The sequence below is a fragment of the Chryseobacterium lineare genome (assembly GCF_977014045.1).
Genome location: NZ_CDRNIQ010000001.1, coordinates 908,805 through 931,132 on the forward strand (window position 1 = coordinate 908,805; position 22,328 = coordinate 931,132).

General features: G+C 35.3%; 20 protein-coding genes. 19 read left to right on the plus strand and 1 reads right to left on the minus strand.

What is annotated here, in order from left to right; translation table 11 throughout:
* Window positions 1-11: 11 nt before the first annotated feature.
* From ACWNCI_RS04000 to ACWNCI_RS04085, 18 genes are all read left to right on the plus strand, one after another.
* Window positions 12-308, plus strand: coding sequence for a hypothetical protein (locus tag ACWNCI_RS04000; RefSeq protein WP_346985500.1), 297 nt, complete (start codon window positions 12-14; stop codon window positions 306-308).
* Window positions 309-604: 296 nt separating this feature from the next.
* Window positions 605-1,984, plus strand: a complete 1,380-nt coding sequence (locus tag ACWNCI_RS04005) for a dipeptidase (RefSeq protein ID WP_449387272.1) — start codon at window positions 605-607, stop codon at window positions 1,982-1,984.
* Window positions 1,985-2,063: 79 nt separating this feature from the next.
* On the plus strand, window positions 2,064-3,011 hold the full coding sequence (locus tag ACWNCI_RS04010; protein WP_449387273.1) for a T9SS type A sorting domain-containing protein: 948 nt from the start codon (window positions 2,064-2,066) through the stop codon (window positions 3,009-3,011).
* 168 nt (window positions 3,012-3,179) lie between these two features.
* Complete coding sequence (locus ACWNCI_RS04015) at window positions 3,180-3,887, plus strand: SDR family oxidoreductase (protein WP_449387274.1); 708 nt, start codon at window positions 3,180-3,182, stop codon at window positions 3,885-3,887.
* 116 nt (window positions 3,888-4,003) lie between these two features.
* The gene (locus ACWNCI_RS04020; RefSeq protein WP_449387275.1) at window positions 4,004-4,750 is read left to right on the plus strand and encodes an electron transfer flavoprotein subunit beta/FixA family protein; all 747 of its coding nucleotides are present in this window, start codon (window positions 4,004-4,006) and stop codon (window positions 4,748-4,750) included.
* Window positions 4,751-4,793: 43 nt separating this feature from the next.
* Window positions 4,794-5,741, plus strand: coding sequence for an electron transfer flavoprotein subunit alpha/FixB family protein (locus ACWNCI_RS04025; protein ID WP_346985495.1), 948 nt, complete (start codon window positions 4,794-4,796; stop codon window positions 5,739-5,741).
* A 209-nt stretch (window positions 5,742-5,950) separates the two neighbouring features.
* Window positions 5,951-6,550, plus strand: coding sequence for a bifunctional nuclease family protein (locus ACWNCI_RS04030; RefSeq protein ID WP_042721998.1), 600 nt, complete (start codon window positions 5,951-5,953; stop codon window positions 6,548-6,550).
* 14 nt (window positions 6,551-6,564) lie between these two features.
* Entirely contained in the window at window positions 6,565-7,947 is a 1,383-nt protein-coding gene (locus ACWNCI_RS04035) for a nucleoside permease (RefSeq protein WP_449387276.1), read from the plus strand.
* A gap of 113 nt (window positions 7,948-8,060) precedes the next feature.
* Window positions 8,061-8,606, plus strand: a complete 546-nt coding sequence (locus ACWNCI_RS04040; RefSeq protein ID WP_346985494.1) for an RNA polymerase sigma factor — start codon at window positions 8,061-8,063, stop codon at window positions 8,604-8,606.
* A complete protein-coding gene (locus ACWNCI_RS04045) occupies window positions 8,584-9,291 on the plus strand; it encodes a hypothetical protein (RefSeq protein WP_449387277.1) in 708 nt (235 codons plus the stop codon). The genes ACWNCI_RS04040 and ACWNCI_RS04045 overlap by 23 nt, the downstream gene beginning before the upstream one ends.
* Window positions 9,292-9,371: 80 nt before the next feature.
* A complete protein-coding gene (locus tag ACWNCI_RS04050; protein WP_449387278.1) occupies window positions 9,372-10,466 on the plus strand; it encodes a hypothetical protein in 1,095 nt (364 codons plus the stop codon).
* A 148-nt stretch (window positions 10,467-10,614) separates the two neighbouring features.
* On the plus strand, window positions 10,615-11,013 hold the full coding sequence (locus ACWNCI_RS04055) for a hypothetical protein (RefSeq protein WP_449387279.1): 399 nt from the start codon (window positions 10,615-10,617) through the stop codon (window positions 11,011-11,013).
* 82 nt (window positions 11,014-11,095) lie between these two features.
* Window positions 11,096-12,277: an acetyl-CoA C-acyltransferase gene (locus tag ACWNCI_RS04060; protein WP_449387280.1), complete on the plus strand. Its 1,182-nt coding sequence runs from the start codon at window positions 11,096-11,098 to the stop codon at window positions 12,275-12,277.
* A gap of 255 nt (window positions 12,278-12,532) precedes the next feature.
* Window positions 12,533-14,068, plus strand: coding sequence for an MFS transporter (locus tag ACWNCI_RS04065; RefSeq protein ID WP_346985489.1), 1,536 nt, complete (start codon window positions 12,533-12,535; stop codon window positions 14,066-14,068).
* A 172-nt stretch (window positions 14,069-14,240) separates the two neighbouring features.
* A complete protein-coding gene (locus ACWNCI_RS04070) occupies window positions 14,241-16,406 on the plus strand; it encodes a T9SS type A sorting domain-containing protein (RefSeq protein ID WP_449387281.1) in 2,166 nt (721 codons plus the stop codon).
* A gap of 189 nt (window positions 16,407-16,595) precedes the next feature.
* A complete protein-coding gene (locus tag ACWNCI_RS04075; protein WP_449387282.1) occupies window positions 16,596-17,522 on the plus strand; it encodes a mevalonate kinase family protein in 927 nt (308 codons plus the stop codon).
* 10 nt (window positions 17,523-17,532) lie between these two features.
* Complete coding sequence (locus ACWNCI_RS04080) at window positions 17,533-18,462, plus strand: UbiA family prenyltransferase (RefSeq protein WP_449387283.1); 930 nt, start codon at window positions 17,533-17,535, stop codon at window positions 18,460-18,462.
* Window positions 18,463-18,526: 64 nt separating this feature from the next.
* On the plus strand, window positions 18,527-19,699 hold the full coding sequence (locus tag ACWNCI_RS04085) for a proline dehydrogenase family protein (RefSeq protein WP_449387284.1): 1,173 nt from the start codon (window positions 18,527-18,529) through the stop codon (window positions 19,697-19,699).
* 75 nt (window positions 19,700-19,774) lie between these two features.
* On the opposite strand, the gene ACWNCI_RS04090 is transcribed toward ACWNCI_RS04085, so the two are convergent.
* Entirely contained in the window at window positions 19,775-20,323 is a 549-nt protein-coding gene (locus tag ACWNCI_RS04090; protein ID WP_346985486.1) for a helix-turn-helix transcriptional regulator, read from the minus strand.
* A gap of 840 nt (window positions 20,324-21,163) precedes the next feature.
* Between ACWNCI_RS04090 and ACWNCI_RS04095 the strand changes: the two genes are divergently transcribed.
* Window positions 21,164-22,273 carry a M14 family zinc carboxypeptidase gene (locus ACWNCI_RS04095; protein ID WP_449387285.1) on the plus strand — a complete coding sequence of 370 codons (1,110 nt, stop codon included), beginning with the start codon at window positions 21,164-21,166 and terminating at the stop codon, window positions 22,271-22,273.
* Window positions 22,274-22,328 lie beyond the last annotated feature (55 nt).

The following is a 22,328-nucleotide window of genomic DNA, read 5'->3' on the forward strand; positions in this document are numbered from 1 at the left end:
AAATTTTCAATATGAAAAAACTAGTTATATGTTTAGCGCTTGCTACTGTTGCGGTAAGCTGTAAGAAAATCCAGGCCGGCGGAAATAAAGACGTTATTAAACTTGAAGAGGGTGCGGAAAGATATTCTGATGACGAACAGACAAGCGGTGAGCAGGACAACCTTTCTGAATACAGAGGCGACGCACATGATGGTCATGAAACTCCTGCAAAAACAGATACTGCCGGAGCTATAAAACATGAAGAAGAAAAATCACATTCTGAAGCTCCATTACCGGAAGGCTCTCAGACTCCTAAAGCTGAACACTAATTGTATTAGTCGAAATATAATGATGTCCTACAGAAATGTGGGGCATTTTTTTTGAAGCTTTATCCTGCTTTCCGCACTCGCTATTTTTTTGTTTTTGGTTGCGGCGGCGGAGCCGCCGCAACCAAAAACAAAAAAATGAGCTCAGACAAATGCTTCAATCAGGGCTATAGATTCGGTGATTTTATCAATTTATCACATTTTAATCAAACCATATATCATAAACCTGAAGAAAATTATATGTTTTTGTTTGTTCCTGCGTGGCAATTTTTTTACTTTTAACAAAATAATATTTTACAATGCAAGAGACATTAAATTACATCAACGAAAACAAACAGCGTTTCGTAGATGAATTATTTGAGTTACTGAGAATTCCTTCCATTTCTGCTGATCCGGCATATAAAGAAGATGTTTTGAAATGTGCCGATATCGTAGCTGAACATTTAAAAAATGCGGGTGCCGACAACGTAGAAGTTTGCCAGACAAAAGGATATCCTATCGTTTTTGGAGAGAAAATTTTAGATAAAAATTTACCAACGGTTTTGGTGTATGGTCACTATGATGTTCAACCTGCCGACCCATTAGAATTGTGGACAAAACCACCTTTCGAACCCTATATCGAAAAAACAGAACTCCATCCTGAAGGAGCAATATTTGCCAGAGGCTCGGCGGATGACAAAGGCCAGTTTTTCATGCATTTAAAAGCTTTTGAAGCCATGATGAAAACGCAAACTCTTCCTTGTAATGTTAAATTTATTTTAGAAGGAGAAGAAGAAGTGGGATCAGTAAGCCTGGGAGATTTTGTCAATGAAAATAAGGAGAAATTATCTTGTGACTGTATTTTAATTTCCGATACTCATATTTACAGCAACGAGCAACCAACGGTTACGACGGGTTTGAGAGGTTTAAGTTATGTAGAAGTAGAGGTGGAAGGGCCAAACAGAGATCTGCATTCAGGACTTTACGGAGGAGCAGTTCCGAATCCTATTCATGTTCTTTCCAGAATGATTGCCAAGCTTATTGATGAAGATGGTCATATTACTATTGACGGATTCTATGATAATGTGGAAACGGTTTCTGAGTTCGACAGAGCAGATATGAATAAATTGAAGGACAATCCTGAAGAGTTCAAAAAATCCATCGGATTAAACGGAGTAGAAGGTGAAAAAGGATATACAACATTGGAAAGAACATCTATCCGTCCGACCCTTGACTGCAACGGAATTTGGGGTGGCTATACCGGCGAAGGTGCAAAAACAGTGATTCCTTCTAAAGCTTTTGCTAAAATTTCAATGAGATTGGTCCCTTATCAGACGCCTGAAGAGATTACAGAAAAATTCACGAAATATTTTGAAAAAATCGCTCCTCAAAATGTAAAAGTGAAAATTACACCGCATCACGGAGGAATGCCATACGTTTTACCAACGGATACAAAAGAATTCGTAGCCGCAAAAAAGGCTATGGAATCTGCTTTCGGAAAAGAAGTTTTACCTTATAGAGGAGGCGGAAGTATTCCTATTACATCAATGTTTGAGCAGGTTTTAGGCGCTAAATCTGTGTTAATGGGATTCGGCTTGGATTCTGATGCAATCCATTCTCCAAATGAACATTACGGATTGTTTAATTTTTATAAAGGGATTGAAAGTATTCCGATGTTTTTTGAAAATTATGTGAAATGAACTTGAAATGAAATATTATTATTTTTAGAGTAACTTTTATAGGTTTTTTTTATATATTAGCTAAAAATAAATAATTACTATGAAAAAAGTTCTATTTTCTTTTCTGGCTTTTGCTACAGCAGGTTTTATGAATGCACAAGTTATTACACAGAATGCAACGCCTAACACAGTTGCTGCAACAGGCTCAGTTTCTTGTGCAAGTGGTGCTACAAGTACTAATTATTATACAGCTGATAATTCTTATATGAGATTGTTTAAGTTGTCAGATTATGGGATTAATTATAACTACAGAATTACTAATATTGCTTTTGGTGTGCAACTGGCATCAAGAACAGTTGCAGGAAGTTCTACAGATATAGGGGGAACTTTTCCTGTTGAAGTTTGGCTTTATACCACATCGGGTACTACACCAAGTACATCCATGACTTCGGTTTCTGGAACTAATCCACTTACTACTGTAAATGTTTCTTCTGCTAATAATGCGGCGATGGTAAATACAGGTACAAGTGTAAACCAAGTTATTCCTGCAGGGTCTAATTTTGTGGTTGAGATCTGGCATGATGGTTTCGCAGAACATGAGGGTACTACTGCGGATCCATTTGAACGATTTTATATGGGAACAAATGCTACTGCACAAACAGGTGCTTCTTATCTTTCTTCTGAAACTTGTGGGCTTACAACTCCTATAGCCACCGGTACAGGTGCATTGGCTGGTTTTGCTTCAGCAAGATGGGTAATGACAATTACAGGTCAAAATGCTACTTTGGGGACTACAGAAGTGATTAATTCTCCAGATCTTCAGATTTATCCTAATCCTGTTAAAGATATTCTTAAGTTCAAATTCTTTAATAACTTAAAATCTGAATCTATTGATATTTATGATCTTAGCGGAAGAGTAATTACTTCTATCAGCAACAGCAAAAATGTTAATGAAGTAAATATGTCTTCCTATGCAAAAGGAAATTATGTCTTAAGAGTGAAAGCCAGCGACGGTAAAGTTTACATTCAAAAGCTAATTAAAGACTAAATTTTATTTTAAGCGAATCTTTTCATTAAGGAAAAATATTCAAATACTTAAAGCGCTTCATTAAGGAGCGCTTTATTTTGTTATATTGAAACTACTGACAAATGTTAGTTAATAAACAAACTTAATTTAGATCGTTTTTTCTTATTTTTAAGAACTAAATCCAAAATTATGATAAAAGATAAAGTAGCTTATATTACCGGAGGAACGAAGGGTATAGGTTTCGGAGTTGCAAAGGTATTGCTGGAAAATGGAGTTTCAGTTGCGTTTTCAGGAAGGAAAAGAGATGATGTAGAAAAAGCTGAACAAGAGTTAAAACAATATTCAGCAAATGTTTTAGGAATTGTTTCGGATGTAAGAAGCCTGGAGAGCGAACAGGAAGCTGTAAAATATATTATGGAAAAATTCGGGAGACTCGATTTTGTTATTGCTAATGCCGGATTAGGAGTTTTTAAGCCTGTTGACGAATTATCTGCTGAAGAGTGGAACGATATGATCGAAACAAATCTGACAGGCGTTTTCTATACTTTAAAAGCTTCTGTGGAAGAACTGAAAAAAACGGAAGGATATTACATTACAGTTTCAAGCTTGGCTGGTGCCAATTTTTTTGAGAAAGGAGCAGGTTATAATGCTTCAAAGTTTGGTGTAGTTGGCTTTACGCAGGCTGCCATGACTGATCTGAGAAAATACAATATCAAATCTACGGTTATCATGCCTGGCTCGGTGGCAACGAATTTTAATGGAAATATCCCATCCGAAAAAGATGCCTGGAAGATTCAGCCTGAAGATATGGGAAACCTTATTCTGGATATTTTAAAAATGAATCCAAGAGTTTTGCCTAGCAAGATTGAATTCAGGGCAACAAAGCCAGCCAATTAAATACATCTAATGCGCTGAATAATAAATTAATAAGTATTATGCATGCATAATATATTTTTTATTTATATTAGCGAATGAAACTTTAGGCTTTTAAAGCAATAAAATTAAAACAACATATGAAAATATTAGTTTGTATAAGTAGTGTTCCTGATACTACTTCAAAAATTAACTTTACTGCGGATAAGTCCGCATTCGACAAAAATGGAATTCAGTGGGTAATCAACCCTTTGGATGAGTTTGCATTAACAAAAGCAATTAAATTGCAGGAATCTCAGGGAGCTGTCGTAACGGTAATCAATGTAGGTGATGCTTCTACAGAGCCTGTGATAAGAAAAGCGCTTGCTATCGGTGCTAATGATGCCGTGAGAGTAAATCTTGATCCTAAAGACAGTTTTTCAACAGCTAAAGAAATCGCTGCTGTTGCACAAAACGGAGGTTATGACCTGATCCTTTGCGGTAAAGAATCTATCGACTATAATGGTGGTTCTGTTCCGGGAATGGTTGCTCAGTTATTGAATCAGCCTTTCGTAAATGCATCTGTAGGTTTGGATGTTAACGGAAGTGAAGCAACTGCTGTAAGAGAAATTGAAGGCGGTAAAGAAACTATTTCTGTAAAATTACCTGCTGTAATTGCAGGTCAGAAAGGATTGGTAGATGAAAAAGATTTAATTATCCCAAATATGAGAGGAATTATGTCTGCAAGAACAAAACCTTTGCAGGTGATAGAACCAACTTCTTCTGAAGTGAAAGTACAGGGCGTTTCTTACGACAGCGTGCCGCCAAGAGCAGCTGTAAAAATGGTTTCTCCCGATAATCTGGATGAATTGGTAAGATTACTTCACGAAGAGGCAAAAGTGATTTAATCTTTTAATCATTAAATTTTTTAATCTTTTAATTTAAAAAAAAATGGCAGTATTCGTATACGCAGAAAATATAAACGGAGTTTACAAAAAAGCAGCTTTTGAAGCAGTTTCTTATGCTAAAGCTGTTGCAGATCAAGCCGGAGATACCGTGACAGCGATCTCTGTAAACCCGACAGATGCTTCAGATGTATTATATAAATATGGAGCATCAAACGTAATCAATATTAAAGACGAGGGTCTTAAAAATTTCTCGGCTAAAGCTTATGCTCAGGCAGTAAGTGAAGTGGCAAACGGAAATATCATCGTTTTCCCACACACTACAGATGCTTCTTCCATCGCTCCAATGTTGGCAGTGATGAACGGACATTCTTTAATCACTAACGTACTGGCTGCTCCTGAAAGTCTTTCTCCATTTCAGGTGAAAAGAAGAGCTTTTTCAGGAAAAGGTTTTATGCATGCAAAAGCTGAATCAGCAGGAGTTATTATCACGGTTTCTCAAAATGCTTTCGGAGTTAAAGAAAATGCAGTTTCAGGATCAGAAGAAGTGAAAAATTTATCCGTTGCGAATGAAGATACGAAAGTGATCTCTCACGAGCAAAGTTCAGGAAAATTAGATCTTAAAGAAGCTGAAATCGTAGTTTCTGCAGGTAGAGGAATGAAAGGTCCTGAAAACTGGGGAATGATCGAAGATCTTGCCAATGTTTTAGGAGCGGCTACGGCATGTTCCAAGCCGGTTTCAGACATCGGATGGAGACCTCACACAGAACACGTTGGACAAACCGGTAAAGCGATTTCTCCGAACTTATATATTGCAGTAGGTATTTCAGGAGCAATTCAGCATCTTGCCGGAGTAAACTCTTCAAAAACTATTGTTGTAATCAACAGCGATGCAGAAGCACCGTTCTTCAAATCAGCTGATTATGGCGTAGTAGGAGATGCTTTCCAGATTATTCCTGCATTAACAGAGAAAATTAAAGCTATTAAAGGATAAGGAAGGTCAATTGTGAATGGTCAATTCGCTTCGCTTGTCAATTTTAGAATTATTTAAATTAAAATTCACTGGCAAAGCAAAATTGACTTATAAGATAAAATTTACAATTCACCATCATGATAATTCACCTATAAAAGCTCGGCTTCCGGGCTTTTATTTTTGTCTAAAAAGTAAAAAAAACTTTCAAAAATTAATCTATATTTGTAGCTATGGATTATAAACAGCTAATTATTCGCGGAATATCGTACAGCCAGACCCAATCAGGGGCGTACGCATTATTATTGGAACATGAAGAAACACACATAAAATTACCTGTTGTTATAGGAAACTTCGAGGCGCAATCCATTTCTCTTGGTCTTGAAAAAGATATACATCCTCCTCGCCCTCTTACGCATGATTTATTTACAAAATTTATAGTTTCTGCCAATTATGAACTGGTTTCTGTTATCATCTATCAGATTGTAGATGGTGTTTTCTTTTCAAATATTAATTTCAAAAACAAAGCGACAGAAGAAGAGTTGATTCTTGATGCGAGAACTTCAGATGCAGTGGCGATGGCCGTGAGATTTGATGCTCCGATCTTTACTACTCAGCAGGTTCTGAATGAAGCCGGAATTCTTCTGGAGCTGGAAGATGTTGCCAAAGAGGAAGAAACATTTTCAGAAACCATTAATACAGAAGACAGTCTCAGATCCGTTTCCATGGAAGAGCTTCAGAAATTACTGGATGAAGCCGTAAAAGAAGAAGATTATGATACTGCGCTGGAAATTCAGGAGGAAATTAAAAGGAGGAAAAAGAAAATTGATTAAGAGATATTACTGATATGAATTTAAAATTACGACTTACCATCCTTAGTTTTCTTCAGTTCTTCGTTTGGGGAGCATGGCTGATCACGATGGCTAATTTTTGGTTCGGAACAAAACACTGGGACGGTGCCCAATTCGGAGCTGTTTTTGGAACGATGGGGATTGCTTCCATATTTATGCCGACCATTACCGGTATTATCGCTGACCGTTGGGTGAATGCAGAACGGATATTCTCGATATTACATATTCTTTACGGAATTGTTCTTTTCTTTTTGCCACATTCAGCAGACCCCGATTCTTTCTTTTATGTGATGCTTTTGGCCATGTGCTTTTACATGCCTACTATTGCCCTTGCTAATTCAATTTCTTATACTATTCTAAAAAACAGTGATCTGGATGTCGTTAAAGATTTTCCACCCATCCGTGTCTGGGGAACCATCGGTTTTATTGTTGCGATGTGGATTACCAATCTTACAGGAAATAAAGCTACGGAAGGACAATTTTATATCGCAGGAGGTGTTGCCGTTTTCCTGGGAATTTACGCATTAACATTACCGAAATGCCCTCCACAAAAGCTTATTGATGAAGAGGCACCACTCACAGAACAGCTGGGTCTTAATGCATTTAAATTATTTAAAGATTACAAAACCGCACTGTTTTTCTTATTCTCAATGTTGTTGGGAGCCGCCTTACAGCTTACCAATGCTTATGGAGATGTATTTTTAAGTGAATTTGAACATTTTCCAAAATATGCAGATTCTTTTGTTGTTCAGAGGTCGACCATCATTATGTCGATTTCACAGGTGTCTGAAACATTGTTTATCCTTGCAATTCCTTTCTTCTTAAAAAAATTCGGAATTAAAAAAGTAATGCTGATGTCTATGATTGCATGGGTTTTGAGATTTGCATTCTTTGCTTACGGAGTTCCTGAAGGATTTGGTTTAAGCTTAATCATCCTTTCCTGTATCGTTTACGGAATGGCATTTGACTTTTTCAATATCTCAGGATCACTTTTCGTGGAAACGACAACAGACAAAAAAATCCGTTCTTCTGCACAGGGGTTATTCATGATGATGACGAATGGTTTCGGGGCCGTATTCGGAAGTTATGCGGCTGGTTGGGCTATCGACCGATTCTTTACTCATAAGTTTACGACAGTTTCATCTTTGTCGGCGTATCTTGAAACAACTCCCGAAAACACTACATTTTTAAAAATTTTAAAGAAAAGTTTTAATTCTGCAGTAAATCCGGACGGAACATTATCATCCGTTGTTATGATAAAAGACTGGCATAATATCTGGCTTACTTTTGCGGCGTATGCTTTGATATTGGCAATATTGTTTGCTGTATTATTCAGACACAAGCACAATCCTGCAGAAATTTCGAAAATTAATCATTAATAAATACATTGATAATTAATATATTAAATTGCACTTTCAAAAAAAGTGCAATTTTTTTGTTTTTGCAGGCAACCATCTGAAAATTTTATCGTCTTATATATAGAAACAGATACATGAAGCATTTAGAAGAGAATTTTAAACTGGCAAAAAAGCAGAACCGTAAAGGGCAGAAAGCACTTTACGAAATGTTTTCGACAAAAATGCTGGCCATTGCAAATTCTTATGTAAATAATATTCATGATGCTGAAGATATCATAATGAATTCTTTTTTTGTCTGTTTTTCAAAGATTGAAGAATGCAGAGAATGGAAAAGCTTCCCGTTTTGGCTGAGAAAAATTGTAGTTAATAATTCCATAAATTTTATCAGAAAAAGCAAAAATATTCTTTATTCGGATGTTGAAATGAATGATCTTGAATATCCGGAAGAACAATGGGAAGAGGAAATGGAAGAAATTAACCTCGAGGAAATTTTTTCTAAAATGCCGGATGGTTACAGACTCATTTTCAATCTATATGTTTTTGAAGAAAGAAAACATCATGAGATAGCAGAAATCCTCAATATTTCTGAAGGCACAAGCAAAAGCCAGCTGAGTAAATCCAAAAAATGGATCACAGATTTTTTAAAACAAAAAAAGGATGAAAAACAATATGCTAAATAAATTAAAATCCGGGTACGAAGAGCTCGAAATTAAGCCCTCCTCTGAGCTTTGGAGTAAACTGGAGCAGAAGCTTGAGGAAAAGCCGGAAATAATTTCAGAAAAACCTTTTGAATGGTGGAAATATGCCGCAGTTGTTTTACTTTTTATCTCTTTAGGAGCGATATTTTATTTTAATTCATTAAGTAATAATTTCAATTATAAAGAAACGGATTACGCTGTCAGGAAAGTTTTACATAAAACGGTTAACCCTATTAATCCCGAATTTCAAAATCGCATGGGAGTAAAGGAAATTGATCTTACAGAAAGTAATAAAAAAGTTGTTGTTCAACATCAGAAAATTTCTACTGATCCGGTTTTGCTTCACGAAAGCGATGATAAAATAACCATTACGAAATCTTTAGATATTAAAACACAAAATGTTACAGTAAGTCAGGATGAAAAGATGACAATAAAACCTCCGAAAATAGAAAATCAGATCCCGGTAATTGCGGAAGTGGAAGTGAAAAAAACAAGACCAACATATATCAATTCCAGTGAGCTTCTTTTGGGAAGAGAGTTTGACAAGGCATCTGGGAATTATGATAAAAAAGATATAAAAATAGGTATTCTCAATTTTGATAAACCGGTTCCTGATGTAGAAAATGTGACCGTCTTGGGCGTAACAGTGTACGTAGAATCCAAGTAAATTATTAATTCTTCAATATTGAAACATTGTTCAGAAAACGGACATTGCTATCAGTATTGTTTAAAAAAAAATAAACATACATGAAAACAAAAATTGCGTTAATGAGTGCATTCATGGCTTTTTCATATTCATTTGCACAGCAAACTTCGGATATGAATATTTCTATGAAGAATTATTCCAAAATGATTGACAGCATCGTAGTTTCTGAAAAGATAAAAATGAATAAGGAACTCGATGGTGTTGATCACGATTTTAAGCAAAACAAAATTACCAGTGATGAGAAACAGAAGCTCAGAGCAGATATTGCCTCAAAATATGAAGAGACAATCAATGAAAAAATAGATGCTCATAAGACAGATTTTGAGGAATTTACAAGACAGGCGGTAAAAGACGCCGTTTTAAAGCCCCTGGATTCGCTGCATAAAGATAAAAATCAGATCGTTTTCGGGCTGGGTGGTGTATCAATACGTATGGATGAAGATAAAACTAAACCGGCTGACTATCTTCGCAGGTGGCAATACGTCGTAGCATTGGTGGGGACGAGCTATACGACTAAAGATAAACCTTTGGCATTTTTAAATAATAATTCAGAATTTAAAAATACAGTATTCAATTCCGCAGTGTATATGGTAAGATATGAAAGTCAGCTCGGAAGTTTTACAAGCCCATTTTTTTACAGGTTAGGACTGGGCTACCGCTGGGATCAGTCGAAGGCTAAATACGGAAAAACTTTTACCCAGGAGAATCTGACACTGGATACCAAAGAATTCACAAAAGGTAACCTGAAAGACACTCATATTAATAACCATTATCTTTTTGTCCCTGTCGAAGTGAAATTTGTTCTGAACCCTAAATATATTGAACACAATGGTGTAAAATATTTAAACAACAGAGTAAGCCAGTTTACTATTGTCGCCGGTGTGTATGGAGGCGTAAGAATTGCCAGTAATATCTATAACAGGTATTCTAATGACTATAGTAAGAGAATTGTAGAAAGAGAAACGATCAATCACGGAGTGAACGATATTATTTTCGGAGGAAAACTGGGGGTAGGATATGCAGGATTCAATCTGTACGTTCAGAAAGATTTTACACCGGCGTTTAACAATAATGCGAATCTCAGAAGCAAATACGGACTTCAGATCGGAATAGAATTGTTGAATGCAAGTTTTTAATTACCTAATGATTTTCATTTTATATTATATAATAATTAAATTTTTATTAATTCTATTATCATTCATAAATGATTGTTGAATAAAATTTAGTTTTCAGACACACTTATTGTAAGTGTGTTTTTTTTTGTATTTTGGCACTTTAGGATTTATGAAAAATATTCAGTTATTAGGTTTAATATTGGTTGTTGCAGGAAGTTTTCTGCCACTGGTTCATGTACCCATAATCGGAAACTGGAACTACTGGAAACTCGACCATTTTCTTGCGATTGCATGCTGGGTTCTTGCCGCAGGAGCTCTGTTTGGGATTGTCAACAACAGTGTAAAAACGGTTAAGGTTTTTGGTGTTTTGCTGGTGATTTTATTTGTTTTTACCTTATTTGCCATAAAGTTTCAGGCTTCTGAATATTTCAGTTTTATGCCTTTTAAATCATGGCAGAATAAACTGGCAGGAATTGTAAAATTAAAATGGGGTTGGATCGTTGAGTTTCTGGGTGCTTTCATCATCATTTTTGCAGCGAACAGAAAAAATGATCGATTCTTAAAATGATTGCAATTAATACAAACAGACAAATATTTTGTGAAATCAATAATCTGAAAGGTATATTTAAATAAAAAATAGAATTATAAAAATGAAAGAAGTATTCATCGTTTCAGCAGTGAGAACTCCAATGGGGAGTTTTTTGGGAAGTTTAGCAACTGTACCGGCTACAAAGTTGGGCGCTGTTGCCGTAAAAGGTGCATTAGACAAAATTAATCTTGATCCGAAGCAGGTTCAGGAAATCTATATGGGGAATGTTTTGCAGGCCGGAGAAGGGCAGGCTCCTGCACGTCAGGTTGCACTGGGAGCGGGACTTTCAAATGAAACGCCTTCTACAACCGTGAATAAAGTTTGTGCTTCAGGAATGAAAGCCGTTACAATGGCTGCACAGGCTATAAAAGCAGGCGATGCTGATGTGATCATTGCCGGAGGTATGGAAAATATGTCTTCCGTTCCCCACTATTACAATGCTAGAAATGCTACAAAATTAGGCGATGTAAAGATGCAGGACGGAATGGTTTTAGATGGCCTTACAGATGTTTACAACAAAGTACATATGGGCGTTTGTGCAGAAAAATGTGCAACGGACTACAGTATTTCCAGAGAAGATCAGGATAATTTCGCGATAGAATCTTATACAAGAGCAGCTAAAGCATGGAATGAAGGAAAATTTGCCAATGAGGTGGTGCCAGTAGAAATTCCGCAGAGAAAAGGAGAGCCGATTGTTTTTGCTGAAGATGAAGAATATAAAACGGTAAATTTCGACAGAATTCCAACGCTTCCTACCGTTTTCAAAAAAGAAGAAGGAACGGTAACAGCTGCAAATGCGTCTACACTTAATGACGGAGCTTCTGCATTGATCCTTGTTTCTAAAGAGAAAATGGAAGAATTAGGTCTTAAACCTCTGGCAAGAATAGTTTCTTATGCTGATGCTGCACAGGCTCCGGAAGACTTTACGACAGCTCCTTCAAAAGCGCTTCCTATTGCGCTTAAAAAGGCTGGTTTAGCACTTACTGATATTGATTTCTTTGAATTCAATGAAGCATTTTCAGTAGTTGGCCTGGCCAATAATAAGATTTTAGGATTAGATGCCTCTAAAGTGAATGTAAACGGTGGTGCAGTAGCTATCGGACATCCGCTGGGAAGTTCAGGTTCAAGAATTATTGTTACTCTGATCAATGTGTTGAAGCAAAATAATGGTAAATACGGTGCGGCAGCTATATGTAATGGCGGCGGCGGCGCTTCGGCAATCGTTATAGAAAATATGCAATAATTTATTTTTAAATACTTTAAATCCGGAGGTTTTATACTTCCGGATTTTTTGTTTTATTTTTATTAGAAGCTTAATCCCGTTTGGAATTTATGCTGAGCCTGTCGAAGTGCTATATCTTTTTGTTTACGGGCGGAGCAAAGCGGAGCTCTTAACCAAAACCAATTTTAACCAAATAATAAAATTTCTCCCAAACAAAATAAAAACCTTAGAATATTCATTCGTTTTCCTATTTTTGTGCTACTAATATTATTTGAAATGTCTGAAATTGAGAATCTGCAAACTCAAAACATAAAGAATAATCCAAAGATCATGAAAGCATGGGCTGTTTATGACTGGGCCAATTCGGTGTATTCTTTGGTGATTACTTCTACTATCTTCCCAATTTATTATTCTATTCTTACCACTGCGTACGAAAAGAAAGAATATGTTCAGGAAACAAAATCCTATATCGACGTTCCTGTGCGGCACATGATTACCATTTTCGGTAAAGAATACCAGCCGGACGCTGTCTACGGATACTCACTCACAATCTCTTTCTTTATCGTGGTGTTATTATCACCTTTTCTGTCTTCATTAGCAGATACGATCGGAAATAAGAAATCTTTCTTACAGTTTTTCTGTTATCTGGGTGCAACTTCATGTATGGGATTAGCAATGTTTACAGGGATGCATAACGTTTTCTTAGGATTACTCTTCAGTATCACAGCAAGTGTCGGATTCTGGGGAAGTCTGGTATTTTACAACTCATTCCTGCCGGATATAGCTACCCGTGATAAGCAGGATGCCCTTTCCGCAAAAGGCTATGTTTACGGATATATCGGTTCTGTAGTTTTGGTGATTATCTGCCTGGTATTAATTCAGGTAGTAGCTAAAGGAGATCCTGAAAAACAGCTTATATTCACAAGAGTCAGCTTCTTGTTGACGGGAGCATGGTGGTTTGGCTTTTCACAATATACCTTCAAGCATTTGCCTCAGTTTGGGGATGTTAAAGAAAAACTTCCGAAAGATCTTGTATTGTTGAATTATAAAAATATCTTCAAAAAACACGAAGAGCAGGGTGGTTTTTTCGAGGTTTTAAAAGACAACCTTTGTTTCTATAAAGATATCGGTAAAGAAAGTTTCAATGAACTGTTTAAAGTAGGTAAAGAGCTTTTCAAACACAGAAACCTGAAATTTTTCTTGTCAAGTTTCTTTTTTTATAGCGTGGGAATGCAGACTATTTTCCTGATGGCTACTTTATTCGGGAAGAGTGAAATCAATCTTCCGCAGGATAAATTAATAGGAACTCTTTTGATTATCCAGATCGAAGCGATCATCGGAGCTGTTATTTTCTCAAGATTATCAAGAAAAATTGGAAATAAAAATGTAATCTCAATTGCTGTTGTGTTATGGATTGTAGCCTGCATCTGGGCGTATTTCCTTAATAAAGAAAATCCTACGGTTGAATATCAGTTTTATGGGGTTGCTGCGGTTGTGGGGCTTGTGATGGGTGGTCTTCAGGCAATGTCAAGATCTACTTACTCCAAGCTTTTACCAGAAAATTCAATGGAAAATACAACTTTTTTCAGCTTTTATGATGTGTTGGAAAAAATTGCAATTATTGTAGGTACCTTTGTTTTTGCTTTATTCATTGATAAATATGATTCTTTAAGAGAAATTTTTGCTAAGATTGATATCGTCCTCCCTTCGGCTTCGGGGATGAGGTTTGCAGCATTTTCAATGGCAATTTTCTTCTTTGTAGGATTAGTACTGATAAGGTTTTTAAAGCTGAATCCTCCCAAAAATAATTAATAGAAATAAATAACAATATGGAAGACACTTGCAAAAGTGTCTTTTATGTTTTATATAATATTGATTTTATTTTAAAGACAATAAATATTATTATTTTAATGGAACATGTGTTAAATTCATACTAATTCTAGATTTTTTTTGTTTATTTGTAAATCGTAAATTGAATATAAAAATGATAAAAAAAATACTCATATTCTGCATACTACAATGCGCAGTTTTTGGTTTTTCACAGGATTTGAAACCTGTTGCCCGGAAAATTTCCGAATATCACAATCAAAATAAAGATTTTCAACAATATGACTTGTTTACAGTCAATAAAACCTCAGAGAAGCTAGCTGAATACAAAAGGTCAGCAACAGATATTTCTGTTCTTAATATTGATGCTAAGCAACTGAAAAAGCTAGTGCATGAGAAGCCTGAATACTTTGAAATATCATTTCCATTTGACGGAAAGCAGATCACGATGGAACTTTACAAAAATAATATCTTTACAAATGAATTTAAAGTAAGAACCAGTAAAGGTGAAATTGTAAATTATACTCCCGGCGCCTACTATCAGGGAATTGTAAAAGGAGATAACCGGTCAGTTGCTGCCTTCAGTTTCTTTGATAATGATATTGTAGGTGTTGCTTCGACACCGGAGTCAGGAAATATTGTAGTAGGAAAAGTAAAAAATTCTGCAGATTTTGTAAGTTATTCAGATTCAAAACTCACAGGTATTAATCCCTTTATCTGTGGTGCTGAAGAATTGGCGGAAAATCACAAACAAAAAACTTCTTTTGACCCCAATGCCGGCAAAACAAGCGGTAAGTTACTGACTCAGAACTGTGTAAGGATTTATTATGAGATTTGCTATACTCCTTATGTTAACAACGGATCCGATACGACAACGACAACTAACTGGCTTACGGCCATTCATAACAATATTTCAACACTATATAATAACGATGATGTAAAGATTGCCCTTAATGAGATTTATATCTGGACTACCGCAGATCCTTATACAGGAACTCCCAATGCTAATCTGGGAAGTTTCAGAACAAACCGGCAGACCTTTAATGGAGATTTGGCACATTTGGTTAACCAGCCTTCTACAACGAGTGTTGCTTATGTGAACTCTCTTTGTACAAACAGCAGACACGCTTATTCAGGTGCTGCACAGACTTATAATAACGTTCCTGTATATTCATGGACGATCATGGCAATGACCCACGAAATGGGACACAGTATGGGTTCTCCACATACACACGCATGCGCATGGAACGGCAACAATACAGCCATTGACGGTTGTGGGCCTGCAGCAGGAGCTGATGAAGGCTGTACGGGGCCAATTCCTTCTACAACGGAAAAAGGAACCATTATGAGCTATTGTCATTTGATTTCAGGAGTAGGCATTAATTTCAGCAATGGTTTTGGACCTCAGCCGGGAGCTCTCATAAGAAATACGGTTGATTCCAAAGCCTGTCTGGGAACAAATTGTATTACAGCTTGTCCTACGACCGTTTCAGGACTTTCTGTGTCAAATATCACTCAGATTTCGGCCAATGCAGCCTTTACAGATGCGACCTCCACTTCATGGAAATACAGACTTACAAAATTTGACGGTACTAGTGTTTCAAGTGGTACGACTTCTACTCAGTCTTTGAGTCTTGCAAGTCTTCAGCCTGCGACATATTATCTTTTATCGGTTGGAACTGATTGTTCTGCGGGATACCAGAGAACACAGTTATTTATGACAGATGGTGACTGGTGCAATGATACTATTTTTACAGATACGGGTGGTACGACGGCTAACTATGGAAACAACCAGACGATTGTAAAAACGTTTTATCCAAGCTCAGGAGCGCTGACAATGAACTTTACAGAATTCGGGCTGGAAGAAGACTATGATTTTATGTATATCTATAATGGTCCCTCTACAAGCTCACCAATGTTTGCGAATGGAAATGGTTTAACGGGAGCTTCATTACCGGGAACGTTCACTTCTACACACCCTTCCGGAGCAATCACCGTAAGATTTGTCTCGGATCCTGCTGAAAATGATATAGGATGGAAAGCCAATTTTTCATGTGCAGTTTTGGCAATTGAAGATGTGAATATCAAAGATAATTCTGTAAGTATTTACCCTAATCCTGCAAAAAGCAGTATTACCATTTCGTCTAAAGATGGCTTGAAATCATTTAAGATTTATGATGAATCCGGACGTTTGATAAGATCAGAATCATCATTAAAAGGAAGCAGATTTGATGTTAATATATCTTCAATGCAAACCGGAAATTATGTGGTTACAGTTGAAACGGAAAAACAGAAAATTACCAAGAAATTAATTAAACAATAATTTTAAATAAAATACAATTAAAGCCTGAAATAATCAGGCTTTTTTATTAACTTTAATAAAAATTAAGCGTTTTTTTAATATTTAAAATTTGTCACTATTACAAATGTTAAATTATGTTAGAATTCGGCGCGGGTTTTGCTTATATTCAACAGAATAATTTTACATTTGCAAAAAATTTATTTACATTAAATGACAAACCCATTATTTTACGCGAAAATTCTTTTGTTCGGAGAATATGGAATCATTGAAGATTCCCAAGGTTTGACATTACCTTATAGTTTTTATAAAGGTACCCTCAAGTTCTCATCATTAGATTCCGAATTTGAAAAAAAATCTAATGAACATCTTAAGAAATATGCCGATTATCTTGAAAATCTGGAACTTCCACAAACTTTTGAACTAAATGTTTCAAAATTTAAAGAAGAAATTTATTCAGGTTTATTTTTCGACAGCAATATTCCTCAGGGATATGGAGTAGGCAGTTCCGGAGCGCTTGTAGCAGCTATTTTTGAGCGTTATTCTATTTCAAAACATGAACCAGACAATATTTCAAAAGACGAATTAAAAAGTCTTAGATATGTTTTTGGTTTAATGGAGAGCTATTTCCATGGAAAAAGTTCGGGGATAGATCCTCTGATCTGTTACATGAATCTTCCAATCCTTATTGAAAGCAAAGAAAGTGTAGACAGAGTTGCGATCCCGGAAAGTGAAGCAGGAAAAGGAGCTATATTCCTTATTGATTCCGGTATGACCGGCGAAACCGGGCCGATGGTTCAGATTTTCTTTGAAAAAATGAAAACCGAAGGCTTTAGAAAAACGTTGAAAGAAGAATTTATCCGCTATAATAACGCCTGTATTGATGCATTTTTGAAAAAAGATATGAATCCTTTCTTCAGAAACCTTAAAAAACTTTCGCACTGGGCATACGAGCATTTCCGTCCGATGATTCCGGAAAGTCTTTTCAATGTATGGAAAAAAGGTCTGGATTCTAATGCGTATTATTTAAAGCTATGCGGAAGCGGTGGCGGTGGATATATTTTAGGTTTTACCAAAGATTACGAGAAAGCTGAAAAAATGCTTGACGGCTTCAATAAAGAAGTTATTTACAGATTCTAAATCATTGGAAATGAATTCTGAAAAGGAAAATTTCCAGGAGAAAAATTATATAAAAAAATCTTTATATTACAGATTTTCACAATTTGTGGGCTTCCTTTTGGGAGCTCGCTTTTTTGTTGCAGTTCTGCTTACTTTTGCGCTGTACGTATCAACATTTTTCCTGTTTAATCAGGATGAAAGTTTTAGGAAATTTGTCTTTGATTTCAAAGTTCACGGGATCATTTTCTGTACCGTACTCACCATTCTTGCAGGAGGAATTATTAATCAGTTCTATGATTTTGAAAAAGATCATGTGGTAAAGCCTTTCAGAACAAGGATTCAAAGTTTTATCAAGCAGAAATATTTCCTGTATGCTTATCTTTTCCTGAGCTTGATCTCTTTAAGTGTCGCCTGGATGATTTCACATAAGGTTTTTGCTTTTTTTATTGTTTATCAATTTTTCATGTGGTTTTACAGCCATAAGCTGAGCCGTATTTTGATTTTAAACAATCTTACTTTTGTAAGCCTTACATTGTACCCTTTTTTTGGAATGATGGTGTACTATGAAACTTTCTCAAAAAAAATTTTGTTGATGGCCATTTTTCTTTTTCTGATTTTATTATGTATTGATATTGTGAAAGATACTTTGACAAAAAGTGTTGACAAAGCGTTTGGCTATACCACTATTCCAAATTATTTTAATGCTAAAACAACAAACGGAATTATCGTTTCTCTGATGATTGTAACAATGGCTGTTTCCATGAAACTTATTCTGCGTACAGGGATTGCCGGGTTTATGGCTTACTATTTCGCGGGTGGACTTTTTGTTTTTATTCTGTGCATCTACTTCATTATCAATCATTCAAGAAAAAATAAATTCCTGACCATTAATATCCTCAGATTATGGGTTTTTTTTGGAATTATCTCTATGCTTCTTAGTGGTCTGGAAGGTAAATTGTAGAAAAATTTCTTTAAAAAACCTACGGTTATGCTTACCTTTGCAAAACCTTAAATTTATATAAGTAATGCCCATTTTTAACGATACTAAAATCGCATTTGCGGATAAATCTGATGCACAGTTAAGAAAAGCGTATTGGATGTTCAAATTGATTGAACAGCCTTCACTCACAAAAGTCGGAACTTCTGTCCTTAATTTTACCGTTCACAACAATTTTCCATTCGTTACCGGAATTGTAAAAAATACTTTATTTGAACAGTTTTGCGGTGGAGAAACACGTGAAGAAAGTATGAAAGTTGTAAAGCAGCTTTTTAAAAGAGGTGTAGGGAGTATTTTTGATTATTCTATTGAAGGAAAGGAAGATGAAGAAACATTTGATGCAGTATGCAATGAGATCAAAGATATCGTTAAATTTTCCGTTGGGAATCCTGCTATTCCTTTTATTGTTTTTAAACCCACCGCTTTCGGAAGAATAGATTTGTATGATGCTGTTGGGAACAATGCAGAATTAACTTCAAGCCAGAAAGAAGAATGGGAAAGAGTAGTGAGAAGATTTGATGAGGTTTGTAAATTATGCCATGAAAATGATAAAAAAGTAATGGTAGATGCTGAGGAAACCTGGATGCAGGACGCTGCAGATCAGCTTTGCGAAGAGATGATGGAAAAATACAACCAGGAAAAACCTATCGTCTGGAATACCATTCAGATGTACCGCACCGGAAGACTGGAGTATATGGAGGAGCAATTACAGAGAGCAAGGGAGAAAGGATATTTTATTGGCTATAAAATCGTTCGTGGTGCTTATATGGAAAAAGAACGTGCGAGAGCTGCGGAAAAAGGTTATCCTGATCCGATACAGCCAAATAAGGAAGCTTCTGATAAAAATTATAATGCAGGAATTGATTTTGTGATGAATCATCTGGATAAAGTTTCAGCTTTTTTTGGAACACATAATGAAATTTCTTCTGAGCTTGTGATGGATAAAATGAAGAATAAAAACCTTGAAAATGGTAATCCTCATGTTTATTTCGGGCAATTGTATGGGATGAGTGATAATATTACATTTTACCTGTCAGATAAGGGATATAATGTAGCGAAATACCTTCCTTACGGACCTGTAAAAGATGTTGTGCCGTATCTTACCAGAAGAGCGCAGGAAAATACTTCTGTAGCCGGACAGACCGGAAGAGAACTTGGTCTTATCAAGAAAGAACTTGAAAGAAGAAAGCAAAGCAGATAATTTTCTGTTTTTTTTAATATAGATAGAACCTTGCAATTTGCAAGGTTTTTTTATGATCGATAATTTTTACCACTTTTATGGCTCGAAACTTTCAAATTTTCCGTTATCATAAAAAATAACAATACGTTTTATAGTACTTCCTTGATTTCCAGCAGATTGGTTTATAGATGGAATGTTGAAATTTTCTAATCGCTGAGAATCTGATATTTTTTCCTGTGCTTTACGTTGGGATGATATAAACGATTCTCCGGAGGTTACTTTCTCAGTTTCAATTTCTTTTTCTTCAATGCCAAAATCTTCATCATCATTCATCATTGTAAAAAGATCCGGAAGAGAAGTAGGTTTTGTTTTTTCTTCTTCAGGTAAATCATGAGTTTTATTTTCAGCTTCTTTAATTTCCTGCAAATCTGATTTCAGCATTTGACCTTCACCGGTTACGAGCCAATCCCAAAGAATTTCCGGAAAGCGGGATTTTATTTTGATGATAAATTCCAGAGACGGTTTATTTCTTCCGGATGTTACATGCGAGATAGAAGAGCGTTGTACATCAATCTCATCGGCAAACTCAGAAGGAGTCAGCCCGGAATAATCAATGACCTTAGAAATTCTTTCATTTAGACTCATAAAATACGCTTTATATTCACTTTACAAATGTAAAAATAAAATTTACAATTGCAAAATACAAAAGTAAATTAATTTCAAGTATTTTGATATACAAATGTAAATAAATAACCAATTGATTATCAAAACATTATACTTAAATAAATATAATACAAGAAATTTTATTTAACAAATTTTCCACAGACTGTAATATATTAGATTGTACTTCAAGTATTACATGAAGTAAGTGAAATATTGATTAATTAGAGATAATTTGCAGATAATTTTCTTAGTGTTAGTGGATGATAGCTGGCTTTTGGAGGCAAATATCTGAGAGAATAGAGTAGATATCCGTAAATCTCTGATTAACTGCTAAAATAATCGATAAATCATATAATTTTAAATATAATGAACCCTGTAAAGTACTATTAACATTGATATTTGATAGTACATTTCAAAACTAAAATATGCCTATATTTTTCAATCATTAAAATAAGTTACATTTTTAAAAGTTCTTCAATTTTCATCAGAATTTAGGATTTAAACTTCTAAATTATTAACAATTCACATTTGTATATTGAATGAATTTTAAAATTTTCCACAGCTGTACTTGTTTGACAGAATTACACGCAAATGTAGAAAACCACAGTTTTTACTACTTAAAGTAATCTTAAAATTAACATTTAAGTAAAAATTATAAATAACTCAATTTTAAATAATTAAATATATATTATTGAATTATTATTAATCCACAATTTTATCCACAGACATTTTGGCAATTAACATTGTTTAACTCAATTACAAATGTTAATCATATATTTTGGCAAAAAATCGTTAAATTTGACTCTTGTAAATTATTACACAATGACTTTTGAACAGATCTATCAGCAGAATACTAACTTCCCTAATCGTTATATTGCACCCGAAAAATTATTTTATTACTTACAGACGAATCTCAGCGATTATATTCAGGAGATCGGAAAATCCCATTTGGAGAAACCTATTTACAAATTGACCATAGGAAATGGCAACATTTCTGTGTTGGCCTGGTCGCAGATGCATGGAAATGAATCGAATGCTACTCATGCTATGCTTGATCTTCTGACAACTTTAGATAAAGCTCCGGAATTAAAGGATACATTGTTTGAAGCTGTAAAGCTTGATTTTATATTCATGCTAAATCCCGACGGGTCAGAAAAATGGACCAGAATGAATGCTTCGGATATTGATCTTAACAGGGATTTTCACAATGAAGCAAGCAAGGAGATTAAAGTGTTAAAAGAAGTTGCCTCAAAGAAAAAATATAATTATGCTTTGAACCTTCATGAGCAGAGAACGATTTTTACAACTGACGGAATTCATCCTTCTACGCTTTCTTTTTTAGCCCCTTCTGAAAATGTTGAACGTACCATTACAGAAAACAGAAAGAAATGTATGGCTGTAATCGCCAATGTTTATAATCATCTTAAAGAGATGATCCCAAACCAGATCGGGAGATATTCTGATGAATTTTATCCTGCTTCTACCGGAGATAATTTCATCAAAGCTGGAATGCCTACAATTCTTTTTGAAGGAGGACATTTTATAAATGATTACACAAGAAAAGAAACCCGAAAATATTACGCTGTCGCATTATATTATGCATTAAAAGCAATCGTTGAACTTAATTCAAGCATAGAAGGCTGGGAAACTTATCTGGAGATTCCGGAAAATAAGGAAACGCATTACGATATTATTTACCGAAATGTAAAACTGAATACCGATCATGAGTGTGTCCTGGATATTGCTGTTCAGTACCACGAAATAAAAGAAGATGGCAAAGATGATATATCTTTTATCCCTTTTGTTATGGAAGTGGGAGATGTGAAGAAACGAAAAGGATGGCTGGAAATAGACTGTACCGGGAAAAAGTTTGTTTCTCCTACTAAATATCCCAAACTTGATACAGAAGTAAATTTCATAATAGAAGACTAAAAAAAAGCAGATCCATTATGGATCCGCTTTTGTTTTTATGATAAAGCCGTTAAAG

Coding starts and splice junctions, on each gene's coding strand:
- ACWNCI_RS04000 (WP_346985500.1), top strand. CDS start 12: ATGAAAAAACTAGTTATATGTTTAGCGCTTGCTACTGTTGCGGTAAGC.
- ACWNCI_RS04005 (WP_449387272.1), top strand. CDS start 605: ATGCAAGAGACATTAAATTACATCAACGAAAACAAACAGCGTTTCGTA.
- ACWNCI_RS04010 (WP_449387273.1), top strand. CDS start 2,064: ATGAAAAAAGTTCTATTTTCTTTTCTGGCTTTTGCTACAGCAGGTTTT.
- ACWNCI_RS04015 (WP_449387274.1), top strand. CDS start 3,180: ATGATAAAAGATAAAGTAGCTTATATTACCGGAGGAACGAAGGGTATA.
- ACWNCI_RS04020 (WP_449387275.1), top strand. CDS start 4,004: ATGAAAATATTAGTTTGTATAAGTAGTGTTCCTGATACTACTTCAAAA.
- ACWNCI_RS04025 (WP_346985495.1), top strand. CDS start 4,794: ATGGCAGTATTCGTATACGCAGAAAATATAAACGGAGTTTACAAAAAA.
- ACWNCI_RS04030 (WP_042721998.1), top strand. CDS start 5,951: ATGGATTATAAACAGCTAATTATTCGCGGAATATCGTACAGCCAGACC.
- ACWNCI_RS04035 (WP_449387276.1), top strand. CDS start 6,565: ATGAATTTAAAATTACGACTTACCATCCTTAGTTTTCTTCAGTTCTTC.
- ACWNCI_RS04040 (WP_346985494.1), top strand. CDS start 8,061: ATGAAGCATTTAGAAGAGAATTTTAAACTGGCAAAAAAGCAGAACCGT.
- ACWNCI_RS04045 (WP_449387277.1), top strand. CDS start 8,584: ATGAAAAACAATATGCTAAATAAATTAAAATCCGGGTACGAAGAGCTC.
- ACWNCI_RS04050 (WP_449387278.1), top strand. CDS start 9,372: ATGAAAACAAAAATTGCGTTAATGAGTGCATTCATGGCTTTTTCATAT.
- ACWNCI_RS04055 (WP_449387279.1), top strand. CDS start 10,615: ATGAAAAATATTCAGTTATTAGGTTTAATATTGGTTGTTGCAGGAAGT.
- ACWNCI_RS04060 (WP_449387280.1), top strand. CDS start 11,096: ATGAAAGAAGTATTCATCGTTTCAGCAGTGAGAACTCCAATGGGGAGT.
- ACWNCI_RS04065 (WP_346985489.1), top strand. CDS start 12,533: ATGTCTGAAATTGAGAATCTGCAAACTCAAAACATAAAGAATAATCCA.
- ACWNCI_RS04070 (WP_449387281.1), top strand. CDS start 14,241: ATGATAAAAAAAATACTCATATTCTGCATACTACAATGCGCAGTTTTT.
- ACWNCI_RS04075 (WP_449387282.1), top strand. CDS start 16,596: ATGACAAACCCATTATTTTACGCGAAAATTCTTTTGTTCGGAGAATAT.
- ACWNCI_RS04080 (WP_449387283.1), top strand. CDS start 17,533: ATGAATTCTGAAAAGGAAAATTTCCAGGAGAAAAATTATATAAAAAAA.
- ACWNCI_RS04085 (WP_449387284.1), top strand. CDS start 18,527: ATGCCCATTTTTAACGATACTAAAATCGCATTTGCGGATAAATCTGAT.
- ACWNCI_RS04090 (WP_346985486.1), bottom strand. CDS start 20,323: ATGAGTCTAAATGAAAGAATTTCTAAGGTCATTGATTATTCCGGGCTG.
- ACWNCI_RS04095 (WP_449387285.1), top strand. CDS start 21,164: ATGACTTTTGAACAGATCTATCAGCAGAATACTAACTTCCCTAATCGT.